At 74.5% G+C, this 15,134-nt stretch carries 15 protein-coding genes and 1 pseudogene; 9 read left to right on the forward strand and 7 right to left on the reverse strand.

Annotated elements, in window-relative coordinates; translation table 11 throughout:
* Positions 1-30 precede the first annotated feature (30 nt).
* From ACLIRP_RS00330 to ACLIRP_RS00345, 4 genes are all read right to left on the reverse strand, one after another.
* Positions 31-264, reverse strand: coding sequence for a DUF2892 domain-containing protein (locus ACLIRP_RS00330; protein ID WP_412061959.1), 234 nt, complete (start codon positions 262-264; stop codon positions 31-33).
* 12 nt (positions 265-276) lie between these two features.
* Entirely contained in the window at positions 277-1,722 is a 1,446-nt protein-coding gene (locus ACLIRP_RS00335) for an MBL fold metallo-hydrolase (RefSeq protein WP_412061960.1), read from the reverse strand.
* A 68-nt stretch (positions 1,723-1,790) separates the two neighbouring features.
* The gene (locus ACLIRP_RS00340; protein WP_412061961.1) at positions 1,791-2,345 is read right to left on the reverse strand and encodes a YeeE/YedE family protein; all 555 of its coding nucleotides are present in this window, start codon (positions 2,343-2,345) and stop codon (positions 1,791-1,793) included.
* Between the two features lie 3 nt (positions 2,346-2,348).
* Complete coding sequence (locus ACLIRP_RS00345) at positions 2,349-2,912, reverse strand: YeeE/YedE family protein (protein WP_412061962.1); 564 nt, start codon at positions 2,910-2,912, stop codon at positions 2,349-2,351.
* Positions 2,913-3,007: 95 nt separating this feature from the next.
* On the opposite strand from ACLIRP_RS00345, the gene ACLIRP_RS00350 reads away from it, so the two are divergent.
* Positions 3,008-3,310, forward strand: a complete 303-nt coding sequence (locus ACLIRP_RS00350) for an ArsR/SmtB family transcription factor (protein WP_412061963.1) — start codon at positions 3,008-3,010, stop codon at positions 3,308-3,310.
* A 306-nt stretch (positions 3,311-3,616) separates the two neighbouring features.
* Here the strand turns inward: ACLIRP_RS00350 and ACLIRP_RS00355 are convergent, their stop codons facing one another.
* Positions 3,617-3,820, reverse strand: coding sequence for a DUF2892 domain-containing protein (locus ACLIRP_RS00355; protein ID WP_412061964.1), 204 nt, complete (start codon positions 3,818-3,820; stop codon positions 3,617-3,619).
* 223 nt (positions 3,821-4,043) lie between these two features.
* Between ACLIRP_RS00355 and ccoN the strand changes: the two are divergent.
* From ccoN to ACLIRP_RS00370, 3 genes and pseudogenes are all read left to right on the forward strand, one after another.
* Positions 4,044-6,350 (forward strand): annotated as a pseudogene (ccoN, locus tag ACLIRP_RS00360) (cytochrome-c oxidase, cbb3-type subunit I).
* 4 nt (positions 6,351-6,354) lie between these two features.
* Positions 6,355-6,546 (forward strand): hypothetical protein, encoded by a 192-nt coding sequence (locus ACLIRP_RS00365; protein ID WP_412061965.1) that lies wholly within the window; start codon positions 6,355-6,357, stop codon positions 6,544-6,546.
* Entirely contained in the window at positions 6,539-7,225 is a 687-nt protein-coding gene (locus ACLIRP_RS00370; RefSeq protein WP_412061966.1) for a cbb3-type cytochrome c oxidase N-terminal domain-containing protein, read from the forward strand. Before ACLIRP_RS00365 ends, ACLIRP_RS00370 begins: the two co-directional genes overlap by 8 nt.
* A 9-nt stretch (positions 7,226-7,234) precedes the next feature.
* Here ACLIRP_RS00370 and ACLIRP_RS00375 read toward each other — a convergent pair whose 3' ends face one another.
* Positions 7,235-8,629, reverse strand: coding sequence for a flavin monoamine oxidase family protein (locus ACLIRP_RS00375; protein ID WP_412061967.1), 1,395 nt, complete (start codon positions 8,627-8,629; stop codon positions 7,235-7,237).
* 208 nt (positions 8,630-8,837) lie between these two features.
* On the opposite strand from ACLIRP_RS00375, the gene ccoG reads away from it, so the two are divergent.
* From ccoG to ACLIRP_RS00400, 5 genes are all read left to right on the forward strand, one after another.
* Entirely contained in the window at positions 8,838-10,280 is a 1,443-nt protein-coding gene (gene ccoG, locus ACLIRP_RS00380; RefSeq protein ID WP_412061968.1) for a cytochrome c oxidase accessory protein CcoG, read from the forward strand.
* 251 nt (positions 10,281-10,531) lie between these two features.
* Entirely contained in the window at positions 10,532-10,699 is a 168-nt protein-coding gene (locus tag ACLIRP_RS00385) for a hypothetical protein (RefSeq protein WP_412061969.1), read from the forward strand.
* On the forward strand, positions 10,696-13,134 hold the full coding sequence (locus ACLIRP_RS00390; RefSeq protein ID WP_412061970.1) for a heavy metal translocating P-type ATPase: 2,439 nt from the start codon (positions 10,696-10,698) through the stop codon (positions 13,132-13,134). Before ACLIRP_RS00385 ends, ACLIRP_RS00390 begins: the two co-directional genes overlap by 4 nt.
* Positions 13,131-13,283: a cbb3-type cytochrome oxidase assembly protein CcoS gene (gene ccoS / locus ACLIRP_RS00395; protein WP_412061971.1), complete on the forward strand. Its 153-nt coding sequence runs from the start codon at positions 13,131-13,133 to the stop codon at positions 13,281-13,283. The genes ACLIRP_RS00390 and ccoS overlap by 4 nt, the downstream gene beginning before the upstream one ends.
* A complete protein-coding gene (locus ACLIRP_RS00400; protein WP_412061972.1) occupies positions 13,276-14,304 on the forward strand; it encodes a hypothetical protein in 1,029 nt (342 codons plus the stop codon). The genes ccoS and ACLIRP_RS00400 overlap by 8 nt, the downstream gene beginning before the upstream one ends.
* Positions 14,305-14,335: 31 nt before the next feature.
* Here the strand turns inward: ACLIRP_RS00400 and ACLIRP_RS00405 are convergent, their stop codons facing one another.
* Entirely contained in the window at positions 14,336-15,025 is a 690-nt protein-coding gene (locus tag ACLIRP_RS00405; protein ID WP_412061973.1) for a sulfite exporter TauE/SafE family protein, read from the reverse strand.
* Between the last annotated feature and the right edge of the window lie 109 nt (positions 15,026-15,134).

The raw sequence follows: 15,134 nt of genomic DNA on the forward strand, positions 1-15,134 counted from the left end.
GGCGGTGGGAAGGCGCCCCGGGCCGCGGAGTCAGGAGGTCGCGCGGCGGGCGTCGGGCCCGTCGAGCGGGTAGCCGAGGGCGGGGCCGAGCACGCACACGTCGAACGCGCCCGCGCCGAGCGGGACGGCGGCGAGGACGGCAGCGGCGACGCCCCCAGCGGTGTCGCGGCGGCCCAGGCCCCAGGCCAGGAGCCCGAGACCGGCGCCCACGCGCGCGGCGCGGCCGGCGGGCGAGACCATAAAGCGGACGAAGGCGTCGGTCATCGGAGGGGAGGGCTAGGCGGCGGCGGCGGCGGGCACGCCGGTCTCGACGTCGTCGGCGATCTCGCGGTAGTGCGGGAAGCCGTCGTTGACGTAGACCACGTCGTGGCCCTGGCGCGCCAGGAAGGCGCTGGCGACGGCCGCGCGGACGCCGCTCTGGCAGTGGACGTACAGCGGGGCCCCGTCGGGCACCTCGTCGAGCCGGTCGGCCAGGCGCGTGTGGGCGACGTTGGTGGCGTCGGGGACGTGGCCCGCGGCGTGCTCCGCCAGCCGGCGCACGTCGAGCACGGCGGCCCCGGGCTCGCGGTCGCGGACGGCCTCGAACCCGACCTCGGGGATCGTCGCCGTCTCTCCGCCGCCCTGGACGTGGGCCGCCAGCGTCTCGAACGTGGCGTACGCCACGACGCGGTCGAGCCCGATCCGGACCAGGTCGCGGACGGCCGCCTCGACGTCCGCCGCGGCGATCAGGAGCACGATCTCGGCCTCCGGGTCGGTCACGAACGAGCCGACGACGGTGTTGAACGAGGTGTCGAACGGGCTGTAGAGCGCGCCCGGCAGGTGCGCCGCCATGAACGCCGAGCGGTCGGCCCGGGTGTCGACCACGACCGCGTCGCCGAGGTCGCTGAGGTCGGCCGGCGCGAGCGCGCGGGGCGTGGGGAGGGCCGCCAGCGGCGGCACGCCGTCGCGGTTGAGCCGTTTCATCCGGCCGAAGTAGAGCGGCGGCTCGGGCTGGGCGTCCAGAATGTTGGCGACGAAGTCGTCCTCGCCCCGGTGCGCCGCGTCAATGGCCCCGTTGTAGCGCTTCTCGTACCCGACGGTCGACTGGGGGATGGCGCCGAGCGCCTTGCCACACGCCGAGCCCGCCCCATGCCCGGGCCAGACCTGGAGCTCGTCGTCGAGCTCGAGGAAGCGCTGGACCGAGTCGAAGAGGGCGCGCGCCGCGGGCTCCTGCGCGCCGCCCTGTCCGGCCGCGCTCTCCAAGAGGTCGGGCCGCCCCAGATCGCCGACGAACACGAAGTCGCCGGAGACCAGGCCCATCGGCGTGTCGGCCCCGCCGCCGTGGTCGACGACGAGGTAGCTCAGGTGCTCGGGCGTGTGGCCCGGCGTGTGGACCGACCGGAGCTCGATGTTGCCGACCGCGAACGTGTCGCCGTCGCGCAAGAACGTGACATCATCCCGGTCCTTGGCCCAGAACGAGCCCCAGCCGTCGGCCTCGCCCTCGGCGGACAGGAATAGCTGGGCCCCGGTCGCCTCCGCGAGGTCGCGGGCGCCCGACAGGAAGTCGGCGTGGATGTGGGTCTCGGCGACGTGCGTGATGGTCAGGCCCTCGCTCGCGGCAATCGCGAGGTAGCGGTCGACGTCGCGCTCGGGGTCGACGACGAGCGCCTGCTTGGTGCGCTGGCAGCCGATGAGGTAGGCGTACTGGGCAAGCGTGCGGTCGGTGATCTGGCGGAAAAGCATGGCGGTCGGGGCAGAGACAGGAAGGGTACGTGGCGGAGCGGGTGGGAACGCGTCCCACGCTCCACGGCCTAGTGCGGGAGGTGGTCGCGGAGGGCGGCGTAGGCCCAGGTCCCGGCGAGCGCGGCGACGAGCGCCGCGAGCATCACCGAGATGCCGCCCCCGATGAGGGCGACGAGCGGCCCGGGGCAGGCCCCCAAGAGCGCCCAGCCGAGCCCGAAGACGGTCCCGCCCATCCAGTAGCGGGCGCCGGGCACGCGCGAGCCGCCCCACGCCTTGGGGCTCAGCTCGATCGGCTCGCCGTGGACGGTCGTCAGGCCCAGCCGCTTGATGACGACGAGCGACAGCGCCGCCGTGACGACGGCCGACCCGATGATGCCGTACATGTGGAACGACTCGAACCGGAACATCTCGTAGATCCGGAACCACGAGATCACCTGGCTCTGGGTGAACACCAGGCCGACGACCGCGCCGAGCAGGCCGTAGACGGCGAGCGCGAGGGGCTGATTCCCTTCCAGGAGGGCGCGCTCGCGATAGGCCGGCGCGACCTGCTCGGTGTCGAGGCACTCCGTCGGGAGCGCGCCGGCGTCGTCGGGCTGGCGCAAGAGGGGGGTGGGGGAACGCATGGGCTAACCGAGGAGAAGGGGGAGGAGCAGGTGGGTGACCGCCAGGCCGCCCACGAAAAAGCCGGCGACGGCGACGAGCGACGGGATCTGGAGGTCGGCGAGCCCGGAGATGGCGTGGCCCGAGGTGCAGCCGCCGGCCCACCGGGCGCCGAAGCCGACCAGGAACCCGCCGCCGAGCACCATCACCGCGCCGACGGGCGTGGCCAGGGCGGACCAAGAGATGAGCTGGGTCGGGACGAACCCGGCCAGGTTGGTGATGCCGAGGCTCGCGAGCGAGGCGACGGTGTCGGGCGACAGGGCGAGCGGGGCGCCGGGCGTGGCGAACACGCGCAGGCCCAGGAAGCCGCCGGCGGCGATCCCGGCGACGAAGACGAGATTCCACAGGCCGGCCGAGCGCCAGTCGTAGCGCAGAAAGGCGGGCTTGCCGGGGAGCGGGAGCGCAGCGCAGGCGTGGCGGAGGTTCGCCGAAACGCCGAACACCTTGCCGCCGAACACCAGGAGGGCCGGCACGACCAGCCCGATGAGCGGACCGGCGACGTACCAGGGGAGGGGGGAGACGGGGTCCATGCGGGATGTACAACTGGTTGGTTGAGTGTACAACTGTCCAGTTGTCCCAATGGTTCGCGAAGGAACGACAAAGGTGAGCGGACCTAGCTTGCGCCATGCCCGACGCCCCGCTCGTCCCGCCCGACCTTGTCGACGCCGCCGCCGCCCGGTTCCGCCTGCTCGGCGACCCCACGCGGCTGCGCGTCCTGCGCGCCCTGTACGACGTCGAGGAGCGGACCGTGCAGGAGCTGGCCGACGACACGGGCCAGAGCCACGCCAACACGTCGAAGCACCTCCGCCTGCTGGCGGAGGCCGGCGTCGTCGACGGCCGCCGCGACGGGCTCCACGTGCGCTACCGGATCACCGACCCCACGCTCCGCGCGCTCTGCGACCTCGTCTGCTCCGCCATCGACGACTAGACCCACCTTGGGTCCAAGGTGGGGCGACCACGTGTGGTGAACTCTCCCGCTCTGCCCTGTCATCCTGAGCGCTAGCGAAGGATCTCAACGCGAGCCTGCATGCCCAGACTTCCGGTCCCGATGGCCCGCGGGGGTGGCGTCGAGATCCTTCGCAAGCTCAGGATGACGATGGGGGGAGGCCCAGCCAGTGCGGAGTTGGCGCAACACGGCTGGCAAGCCCCCGTTCCGCTCGTCGCAAGTTGGAGGATTACGCTGAGAGCCCTCGTGGGGCTCGGGATGGCTTGATCTGGGCTGGTCAGCGGTTCCTCAGGACGGCTTGCGGACCGTCGACAGGCCGAAGGGGAGGTAGAGGGGGCACGTGCCGACGGCCGCGGTCGCCAGCAGGATCACGCCGACGATGCCGGCGACCCAGGCGGCGGTGCCGCCCAGGAAGAAGACGGCGGCGATCAGGAGCACGGCCCCGACCACGAGGCGCAGGGTGCGGTCGACGGAGCCCATGTTGAGCGTCATGACGGTGGGGAGAGGGTGTCCCGCAAGCTGGCGCCGCCGTCGGCCGATGGGCAGCGGGGCGGCGCGCTCGCGCGTGCGGCGCCGCGCCGGACGGCGAGCGGCGCCTGTAGGGGGCGCCCCCGCACGCCGGGCGGGGCGCGGACGGCGGGGGACGGAGCGTGCCGCCGCCGCCGGGCGCACGCGCGCGCCGGGAGCTTGGCCGACGTCACCCCACCCGCCCCCGATGTCCGAGCTCCCGTCCGCGGGCCCCCCGTCCGCCGTGCTCGCGGCCCCCGCCGCCGAGGCCCCGTCCGACGCCGCCGCCCGCTTCGAGGTCTTCCGCTACGACGACCAGATCGTGCGGTGGTTCGTGATCGCGACGTCCCTGTGGGGCTTCGTGGGGATGCTGGTCGGCGCCCTGCTGGCGCTGCAACTCCCGTTCCCCGAGGCGAACCTGGGCGAGTACCTGAGCTTCGGGCGGCTCCGGCCGCTCCACACGAACGCGGTCATCTTCGCCTTCGCGGGGAACGCCATCTTCGCCGCCATCTACTACAGCACGCAGCGGCTGTGCAAGGCGCGGATGTTCTCGGACGCCATGAGCCGGGTCCACTTCTGGGGCTGGCAGGCCATCATCGTGGCCGCCGCCATCACGCTCCCGCTCGGGATCACGACCTCGAAGGAGTACGCCGAGCTGGAGTGGCCCATCGACATCGCGATCACCGTCGTCTGGGTCGTGTTCGCGGTCAACTTTTTCGGGACGCTGTGGCGCCGCCGCGAGCCCCACATGTACGTCGCGCTGTGGTTCTACATCGCCACGATCGTGACGGTCGCCGTGCTCCACATCGGCAACTCGCTGGCCCTCCCGGTCGGGCTGTTCAAGAGCTACCCGATCTACATGGGCGTGCAGGACGCGCTCGTGCAGTGGTGGTACGGCCACAACGCCGTCGCCTTTTTCCTGACGACGCCGTTCCTGGGGCTGATGTACTACTTCCTGCCCAAGGCGGCGGAGCGGCCCATCTTCTCGTACCGGCTGAGCATCGTCCACTTCTGGAGCCTGGTGTTCATCTACATCTGGGCGGGCCCGCACCACCTCCAGTACACCGCCGTCCCCGAGTGGGCCGCGACGTTGGGGATGGTCTTCAGCATCATGCTGTGGATGCCGTCGTGGGGCGGCATGATCAACGGCCTGTTCACCCTGCGCGGCGCGTGGCACAAGCTCCGCGAGAGCGTCGTCCTCAAGATGTTCGTCGTGGGGATCACGTTTTACGGGATGGCCACCTTCGAGGGCCCCGCGCTGTCCGTCAAGACCGTCAACGCGCTCTCGCACTACACGGACTGGAACATCGCCCACGTCCACTCGGGCGCGCTCGGCTGGAACGGGTTCATGACGTTCGGGATGATCTACTGGCTGATCCCCCGGCTGTGGCGCCGTCCGCTGTGGAGCCCGAAGCTGGCGACGTGGCACTTCTGGATCGGCACGATCGGCATCCTGCTCTACGTGCTGGCGATGTACGCGTCGGGCGTCACGCAGGGCCTGATGTGGCGGGCGTTCGACGAGGCCGGCCGCCTGCTCTACCCCGACTTCGTCGAGACCGTCGTCCAGGTCCGCCCGATGTACTGGGTCCGCCTGATCGGCGGGACGATGTACCTCGTCGGTGTGGTGTTCATGATGGTCAACCTGGTCCAGACGATCCGCCGCGCGCCCAAGGACCTGCCCGACCCCGCCGTCGCCGTCCCGCGCCGCGCCGTGGCGGGCGACGGCGGCCTGGCCTCCGCCCCCTCCCTCGCCTAGCGTCCTGGGCCGCCCGTCTCCCACGCCCCCCTCCCGATGAGCCGCTTTCTCCGCGCGAATGGCCTCCACCGCCGCCTCGAGGGCTGGCCCCTCGTGTTCACCGTCCTGACGACGCTGGCGATCCTGGTCGGCACCGTCGTCGAGTTCGCCCCCGTGTTCCTGGTCGGCGGCGCCGTCGAGCCGCTGGCGACGCTCGAGCCGTACACGCCGCTCGAGCTGGCGGGGCGCGACCTCTACATCGCCGAGGGCTGCAACAACTGCCACAGCCAGCAGGTGCGGCCGTTCCAGCACGAGGCGCTCCGCTACGGCCCGGCCTCGACGGCCGCCGAGGGCGCCTACGAGACGCCCCACCTGTGGGGCTCCAAGCGGACCGGGCCGGACGTGGCCCGCCTGGGCGGCAAGTACCCGCACCTGTGGCACGTCCGCCACATGGAGGACCCGCGCTCGACGAGCCCGCAGTCGATCATGCCGCCGTACCCGCACCTGCTGGCGACGCCGCTCGACCTGGGCGGGCTGCCCGGCAAGATGCGCGGGCTCCGCACGCTCGGCGTCCCCTACACCGACGCCGACATCGCGGGCGCCGCCGCGAGCGCCCAGGCCCAGGCCGCCGCGATCGCGGCCGAGGTCGCCAGCCAGGGCGGGCCGGAGCGGCTCGCCGACAAGGAGATCACGGCGATGGTGGCCTACCTCCAGCGCCTCGGTGTTGACCGCGCCCGCGCCGACAGTCTCGACGCGCCCTCTCTCGCCCTCGCCCCCTAGCCCCATGTGGAAAGAGACCGTCCGCGCCCTGCAGACCGGCGCGCTCGCCGAGGTGGCCGTCGTCGCCTTCGTGGTCGCCTTCCTGCTCGTCGTCGCCTACGCCCTCACCCTGCCGCGCCGCCAGCGCGAAGCGCTCAAGCGCCAGCCGCTCGACGACGCCCTGCCCTTCCTGGACCCCGAGGACACCGATGCCTGACCACCCCGCCGCCGGCCTGGGCGACACCGACCCGGGCCAGACCGCGCCCGACCCCGACTCCCCCCTCCGCACCCCGGACGCGGCCACGCTGCCCGAGGCCGCCGTCGGCACCCAGGCCGTCGACCGGGTGATCGAGGGGCACACGTATGACGGCATCCGCGAGTACGACAACCCGATGCCCGGGTGGTGGGTCGGCCTGTTCTGGGCCGGCATCGTGTTCGCGCCGGTCTACATGCTGGGCGTCCACGTCTTCGGCTGGATCGACACCTACGAGGAGGACTTCGCCGAGCGCGGCGAGCAGCTCGAGGCCGTCCGGCTGGCGTACGCCTCGACGGGCCCGGCCTTCAAGACCGACCCGGGCGCGCTGGCGGAGTACGCCGGGGACGCCGAGATGGCCGAGGCGGGCGCGGCCCACTTTGCCGCCATCTGCGCGGCCTGCCACGGCGCCGCGGGCGAGGGCGTCATCGGGCCCAACCTGACCGACGCGTTCTGGATCCACGGCGCCGACCCGGAGCAGCTGTGGACCTCGATCACGGTCGGCTTTCCCACCAAGGGGATGCCGCCGATGGACGGCCAACTCGGCGAGCAGGAGCGGGCCGAGGTGCTGGCGTACGTCGTCTCGCTCCAGGGGACGGACCCGCCGAACGCGAAGGGCCCCGAGGGCGAGCCCGCGATGTAGTGTCGGGATTCAGGACATGGCCGACCGCGCGGCGACCACCTCGGCCGCCGCGCGGCGGCCGGAGCGGATGGCGCCCTCGACGTAGCCCGACCACACCGACGCCGTCTCCGTCCCGGCCCAGTGGACGCGGCCGTGGGGCGCGCGCAGGGCCGAGCCGTACTTCGACAACGCGCCCGGCGGGAGGTAGGCGCCGTAGCACCCGCGCGACCACGGCTCGCGCGTCCAGTCGCGCTCGGCGTAGCCGACCGGATCGTGGGCTTCTGGCCCGAGGTGCTCCGCCAGCGTCGCCACCACCTCCTGCTGGCGCTCCTCCGGCGTGCGCTCGCTCCACGCGACGGCGGCCTCGCCGTCGAAAAAGCCCGCCAGCAGGCCGACCGGCGCGCCCGGCGGTGTGGCGTCGTAGACGGGCGAGAACGGCCGCGTGTCGTCGGCGACGCCGCCGTTGAGGCCGGCGTCGCGCCAGAAGGGGCGCCGATACGCGACCCACACCTTGATGCAGGTGCCCGTCACCTGACGCGCGAGCAGCGCGCGGCGCCGGGCCGGCAGCGCCGGCGAAAACGCGAGGCCGGCGCACAGGGCCGGCGGCACGGCCACCACGACGTGCGCCGAGCGGTGCCGCCCGGCCGACGTGACCACCTCAACGCCGTCGTCAGTCGAGTGCACGGCCACGACGGGCTCTTCCAGCCGCGTCTCGGCCGCCAGCGCGCGGTGCATCCGGACGGCGAGCTGGTGGAGGCCGCCGTGGAACAGCAGGTTCTGCGCGCCGCCCGGCCCGGCCTGGATGAGCACCTCCAGCCCTCCCGCGGCCTTGAGGTAGAACAGGAAGAACAGCAGCGAGAGGTCGTCGGGCTCGGCGCAGAACACGGAGCGGACCACGAAGTCGAGCAGGCGGCGCACGGTCCGGTCGCCGACCTCGCGCGCCGCCCACGACGCGACGGTCTCGCGGTCGAGCGCCGCCGCTCGCGCGCCCTGCCACGGCGCCTCGGCGTCGACGTGCCGGAGCAGCCGGCCGAGCTTGTGGACCAGCAAGCCAAGGCGCACCTTCGAGACCAGCCCGATCTCGTCCTCGAACGCCTCGCCGTGGGCCTCGAAGCGGAGGTCACCCAGCCGCCCCCGGCTCCGGCCGTCGAGCGGCGTCGGGAAGGTGGCCACCCCCAATCGGTCCGCCAGCTCGAGCAGGGCCGTCTGCGTGGGGCCGGCCCACATGCCGCCGAGGTCGACCGTTTGTCCGGCGAGCGCGCCCGCCTCGGTCCGTCCGCCGACGCGGTCGCGGGCGTCGAGCAGGAGCACCGACAGGCCCGCTGCTTCGAGGTCGGCGGCGGCAGCGAGCCCGGCGAATCCTGCCCCGACCACGACGCAGTCGGCTTGCCCGACCGGCGCGACATGAGAGAGGACTGGGGGCACGGGGGAGGTGGAAATGGAGGCGCCACGCAAGCAGGGGCCAGCGCGGGGCGCGAAAAACATAGCCCGGCCCCGGACCTCACGGCTCGGCGCCTCGCGTGTGGGGCCTTCCCCTGCACGCCGCGAGGGGCCGCGCCCACCGGGCGACGGGTGGACCGCCGCCGCTCGCGCGGCGCGCCGGGGGACACCTTGGGCGCTTCCCCCTCTGCGTGTGCCCGCGTTCATCCCCTCCGCCGACGTCGGCATTCTGGACTCGCCCGAGGAGGTCCTGTCGACGCTCCGCGCCGACGGCTCGCGACGATGGCTCTACCCGACGCCCTCGACGGGCCGCTTCTGGCGCCGCCGCTTGGTCGTCGGGTGGGGACTGATCGTCTTTTTCGTGGCCCTGCCCATCGTCCAGATCGGAGGTCGGCCAGCCGTCCTGCTCGACCTCGCGGCGCGCGAGTTCACCTTGTTCGGCTTCACCTTCTACCCGACCGACACGTTCCTGCTGCTGCTCGTGGGCATCGCGATCCTGGTGACGGTCGCGCTCGGGACGGCGCTGCTCGGGCGCGTGTGGTGCGGCTGGGGCTGCCCGCAGACGGTCTACCTCGAGTTCTTCTACCGCCCCGTCGAGCGGTTCTTCGAGGGGGCCGAGCACGTCCGGGCGCGCCGCGACGCCGGGCCGTGGAGCGTCGACAAGGCGTGGCGGAAGGCGGCCAAATGGACCGTTTACGTCGTCGCCTCGGCGCTGCTGGCGCACACGTTCACGGCCTACTTCGTGGGGTGGGAGCGGCTGGTCGCCTGGATGACCGGGCCGCCGACCGAGCACTGGGGCTACTTCGTGCTCGCGGCGCTCACGACCGGCCTCGTCCTGTTCGACTTCGGGGTCTTCCGCGAGCAGATGTGCACCATCACCTGCCCCTACGGCCGGTTCCAGTCGATCCTGCTCGACCCCGACTCGCTCATCGTCAGCTACGACCCCGGGCGGGGGGAGCCCCGGGCCAAGCGCGGCAAAAAGGCGCTCGCGGCCGAGCGCGCCGGCGACCGGCCCCCGCTCGGCGACTGCATCGACTGCGGCGCGTGCGTGCGGACGTGCCCGACGGGCATCGACATCCGCGACGGGCTCCAGATGGAGTGCATCGCCTGTACCCAGTGCATCGACGCCTGCGACGACATCATGGACGCGATCGACCTGCCGCGCGGGCTGATCCGCTACACGTCCGAGCGGGCGCTGGAGGGCGAAAAAACCCGCGTCGTGCGGGGGCGGACGGTGGCGTACGGCGTGCTGCTGGTGGCCGTCGCGGCCCTCTTCACCGTCGCCCTAGCCACGCGCCACGCCTACGACGTGTCGGTCGCGCGGGCCGTCGGCGACCCGTACGTGGTGCTGGACGACGGGCGCATCGCCAACCGCGTGCGCGTGCGCGTGCGGAACCAGACGGCGACGGCCGGGGCATTCCGCGTCGAGCTGGCGTCGCCGGCCGACGGGGAGATCCGCCTCGGCGCGGCGATGCCGATGGCGGTGGCGCCGGGCGAGATGGTGCGGGTCGAGGGCTTCGTGGTGGTCCCGGCGGCGGCGGTCGCCAGCGGGCAGGCCCCAGCGACGGTGCGGCTGGTGTTCGCCAACGGGACCACGCGCGAGGCGCCATTCACGCTCCTGGGCCCGAGCCGCTAGCGCTGGTCCCAGAGGTCGCGTGCGATCCGGAAGGCGAGACGACGAGGGGAGAGGAGACGAGGCCCTCCGCAATGTCCTCCTCTCCTCTCACCCTCTTCTCTCCGGGTCGTCGAGGGGCGGAACCCGCACAAGCACGTCTCCTCCGTGCCATCCTGTGGGGCGTTCCCCCGCACGGCGCGTGGGGGGCGGACGGCGCGGGCGCGAGCGGGCGCCGGGCCGGGGCGCGCCGGCCGGCGGGCGATCCTGACGCCATGCCCGACCCCGAGCGCCGCCCGCCTCTCATCCCGAGCCACATCGCATGGCCGGCCTTCGTCGTGTTCCTGCTCGCGATCAGCCTCACGATGGTGGCCGTGACCGTCACGGCGGCGCGGTCGGACGGCGGCGCGCGGCTCGTCGAGACCGCCGCGCCGGGCGAATGAGCAGCACGGCCCCGGCCGCCGTCGAGGCGGCGTGTGCGCACTGCGGACTGCCCGTCGGCCGCCGCCCCGTCACGACAGCGGCGGGTGAGCCGTGCTGCTGCCGGGGCTGCGCCGTCGTCCGCGACGCGCTCGCGAGCGCGGGGCTCGGCGACCGCTACGACCAGCTCCGCGCGCTCACTCCGCCAGCCGGCCAGCGGCCTCAGGCGCCCGACGCGCTCGCGCTGGCGGAGCTCGACCGCGACGCCTTCGTCGCCGAGTCCACGCGCCCGCTCGACGGTGGCCTGCGCGAGGCGCGGCTCTTCCTCGACGGCGCGCACTGCGCCGCGTGCGTCTGGCTCGTCGAGCGGCTCCCGCACGAGGTCCCGGGCGTCGCGAGCGCCCGCCTCGACCTGGCGCGAGCGCGGCTGACGGTGGCGTTCGACCCCCGCGCGGTCCGGCTCGGAGACATCGGCCGGTGGCTAGCACGGTTCGGCTACGCCTTGCGCCTGTCTGCCCCGGCGACAGGCGCCGCGAGCGATGCCGAGCGCGCGCTCTTGGTGCGGGTGGGCGTGGCGTGGGCGCTCGCCGGCAACACGATGCTGCTCGCATTCGCCCTGTACAGCGGCCTGAACTCGGGCCCGCTCGCGACGGCCGCGCGGTGGGCCTCGCTGGCGCTCGCGATCCCGGCGGTCGGCTACGGCGCCGCGCCCTTCTTCCGCCGCGCGTGGGGATCAATCGGGCTCGCGTGGCGCGCCCGCGACCTACGGCGGCTCCACCTCGACACGCCGATCGCGCTCGGCATCGCCGTCGGCGCCGGGCAGAGCGCGGTCGCGACGGTCACCGGCCACGGTGAGGTCTGGTTCGACTCGGTGACCGTCTTGATCGCGGCGCTGCTGACGGCGCGGTGGCTCCAGCTGCGGAGCCGGCGCCGGGCGGGCGAGGCGTCGGAGCGGCTGCTCGCGCTCGTCCCCCGCGTCGCGCGGCGTGTCCGCGACAGCGTCAGCGAGACGGTCGAAGTGGACGAGCTGGCGCCGGGCGACCTCGTCGAGGTCCGGGCCGGCGAGGTCGTTCCGGCCGACGGGACCGTCGACACGGGCGCCAGCCGGATCGACCGGGCGGCGCTCACCGGCGAGTCCCGGCCCGAACCCGTCGCGGTCGGCGACCCGGTCGAGGCGGGCACGACCAACCTCCGCTCGCCGCTCCGCATCCGCGTCCGCGCCGTCGGCGCCGCCACGCGCGTCGGGCGGTTGCTCGACTGGGTCGAGCGCGGCGACCCGGGCCGGGCGCCCGTCGTGCTCTGGGCCGACCGCGTCGGCGGCGCGTTCGTGCTCGGCGTGCTCGCCCTCGCCGCGCTGACGGCCGCCGTCTGGCTCCGGCTCGACCCGGCCCAGATGCCCGCGCACTTGACGGCGCTGCTCGTCATCACCTGCCCGTGCGCGCTCGGGATGGCGACGCCGCTCGCGCTCGCGGTCGCCCAGGGCCGCGCGGCTCGCGCCGGGCTCTTCGTCAAGGCCGAGGGCACGGTCCAGCGGCTGACCGACGTGGACACGGTCGTGCTCGACAAGACGGGGACGCTCACCGAGGGACGGATGGCGGTCGTCGACGTGTGGGGCGACGACGGCGCGCTCGCGCTGGCCTCCGCGCTGGAGGCCACTACGACGCACCCGCTCGCGGACGCCATCGGCCGGTGCGCGGAGCCCTCTCGCGAGCCGGTCACCGATGCCGAGTCGACCGGCGGGGCGGGCGTTCGGGGCGTCGTCGGCGGGCGCCGGGTGACGGTCGGGCGGCCGTCGTGGGTCGCCGCCGAGACCGGCCCGCTGCCCTCCGAGCTAGAGGCTGCGCTTGCCGGATGGGCGTCGGCGGGCCACACGCCGGTCGCCGTCGCCGTCGACGGCCGCGCGGTGGCGGCGCTGGCCGTCGGTGATGCCCTCCGCGACGGCGCCGCCGACGTGGTAACCTGGCTCCGCGCCCGGGGCGTCGACGTCTTCCTCCTGTCCGGCGACGCCCCCGCGACGGTCGCCGCCGTCGCCGCCCGCCTCTGGGTGGACGGCGCCCGGGGCGGCGTCTCGCCCGAGGGGAAGCGCGAGGCCGTCGCCGCGCTGCAGGCGGCGGGCCGGACCGTGCTCATGGTGGGCGACGGCGTCAACGACGCGGCGGCGCTGCGGCAGGCGGATGTGGGCGCGGCCGTCGGCGGCGGCACGACCGCCGCGCTCGTCGCGGCCGATCTCTTTCTGACCCGGCGCGGGCTCGCGCCCCTTCTCGACGTGCTCGACGGCGCCGACGCCGCGATGCGGACGGTCCGCCGTCTGCTCACGGTCTCGCTGGGCTACAACGTGCTCGGCGCCGCGGCCGCCGTCGCCGGGCTCGTGACGCCGCTCGTGGCCGCCGCCGCGATGCCCGTGTCGTCGCTGGCAGTCGTCGCGCTCGCGCTGGCCCAGCCCTCCTTCCGCTCATGAACGTCCTCTACATCCTGGTGCCGCTCGCGCTCGCGCTCGGCCTGGGCGGCGTCGCCGCCTTCCGGTGGGCCGTCCGCGACGGCCAGTTCGACGACGTCGACACGCCCGCCCTGCGCGTCCTCCTCGACGACCCCGACGACCATGCCTGACCGCACGCCCCGCGCCGCCGCCCTCTCTGCCCCCATCCCGACCGCCCCAGTCGACGGCGCCGTCGTGCCCCTCGACGCGGCGACGTTCCGGTGGTCGGCCCCGCCCGGCGCCGCCGCCTTCGACCTCCGCATCGCGCCGGCGTCCGCCCCCGACTCCCCGGTCGTCGATCTGGCGGCCCTGCCGACGACCGAGGCCACGGTCGCCGATGCCCTGCCCTCGGGGCCGTGTGTATGGTGGGTCCGGCGCGAGGGCGGGCCGTGGAGCGCCGCCGCCCGGTTCGTGGCCGGGACCGCCGCCGACCTCGAGGTCGTGCGCCAGCAGGAGGAGGCTGCTGCCGAACGCCAGCGGCTTGCCCGCCGCGAGCCCGCCGCCCCAGCCGGTCCGCCGCCCGCGCCCGTCTGGCCGCACGCCACAGGCCCCGCCCTTTCGGACGCCGCCCCGCTCGACTGGGCGACTGTGCCCGGCTTCGGCGCGCCCGCTCGCGCCGACCCCCCGGTCCTCGACGTCGCTGCGCCGTCGGTCCGGTCGCCGCTCGGCGGCGAGGTGGTCGACGCCGCCGCCGTCGCGCTGCAGTGGACGGCTGTGCCCGGCGCCATCGCCTACGACGTCGAGCTGTCCCCCGACCCGTCCTTCGAGGCTCTCGTGCTGGCGCTCGACGCCGGCCCGGCGACCGAGATCATGTTGCCCAACCTCGTGCCCGCAGCGGGCCACCGCCTGCTGTGGCGCGTCCGCGCCCGGACCCCGCTCGGCGCGACGCCGTGGAGCCGCTACGGCCGGTTCTACCCCGCGCCCCTCGCCGCCGTCGACGCGTTCCACACTGCCCTCGACGCCGCCCTCGCCGCCGGCCGCCGCCGCCGCGACTACGACCGGCTGGCTCGCGACCGCGAACTGGCGCTGCTGCCCACCTACGAGCGGAACGCCGCGGTCGAAGAGTCGGGGACCGCCGTTGCGCTGCTCGTCGTGATGGTGGCGACAATGGCCGCCGGGTTCGGCCTCTTGCTTCTCTCGGCCCTGTTTTAGGGTCCTCGCGTTCGTAGGCCTCAGACCGGCTTCAGTGGTCGGAGACCGTGCACAGCACCTCGGCCGGCGCGTCGTGGGCGGGCGTAAGCGCGTGTGCGCCGCGAGCGACCGTGAGCAGCCCCATCGCCACGACGACGACGCCCGCCAGCCGCTGGAGTCGGGCCCGGCGCGAGGGGCGGAGCCGCCCGCTCAGCCAGCCCGTCGCCGCCAGCGCGGGGACCGTCGCCAGCCCGAAGACGGCCATCGTGAGCGCGCCCCGCCCCGGTCCGCCCGTCGTGGCGGCGACCGCCAGCATCCCGTAGACCAGCCCGCACGGCAGCAGCCCGTTGACGGCGCCGAGCGCCACGAGTGCGCCGCGACGCTCGGACGCCACGAGTCGACCGACGAGGGGCCCCAGTCGCGCGCCGATCGTGGACGCGCCCGCCCGTCGGGGCCACACGCCGCAGACCGCCAGCCCGGCCGCCACCATCGCAGCGCCCAAGCCGACCGCGAGCACCCCGCCGAGTCCGGCGAGGGGCTCGCGCAGGGCGACTCCGGCCGCGCCCGCCAGCGCCCCGAACGCCGTGTAGGTCAGGGTCTTGCCGGCGAAGTAGGCCGTCTGGCGCCGGGCGACGGTCGGGCCATCGCCAAGGCCGAGGAGCGCGACGGACCCGCCGCACATCCCGACGCAGTGGGCGCTCCCGAGGAGGCCCGCGAGGGCGGCGGCGGCGAGGTCGAGCATGGGCCAGAGCCTACCGAGGCGCGAGCCCCAGATCTGCCGGGGCGCCCGCCGGGGCTCTGCCGGGGAATCCCGCACAGCCCGGTCGCCAGCAGGCCCGAGGCTGGCGCCG

Origin of the sequence: Rubrivirga halophila, from assembly GCF_046845755.1 — a bacterium.
In the GTDB taxonomy this organism is placed as follows: Bacteria; Bacteroidota; Rhodothermia; order Rhodothermales; family Rubricoccaceae; genus Rubrivirga.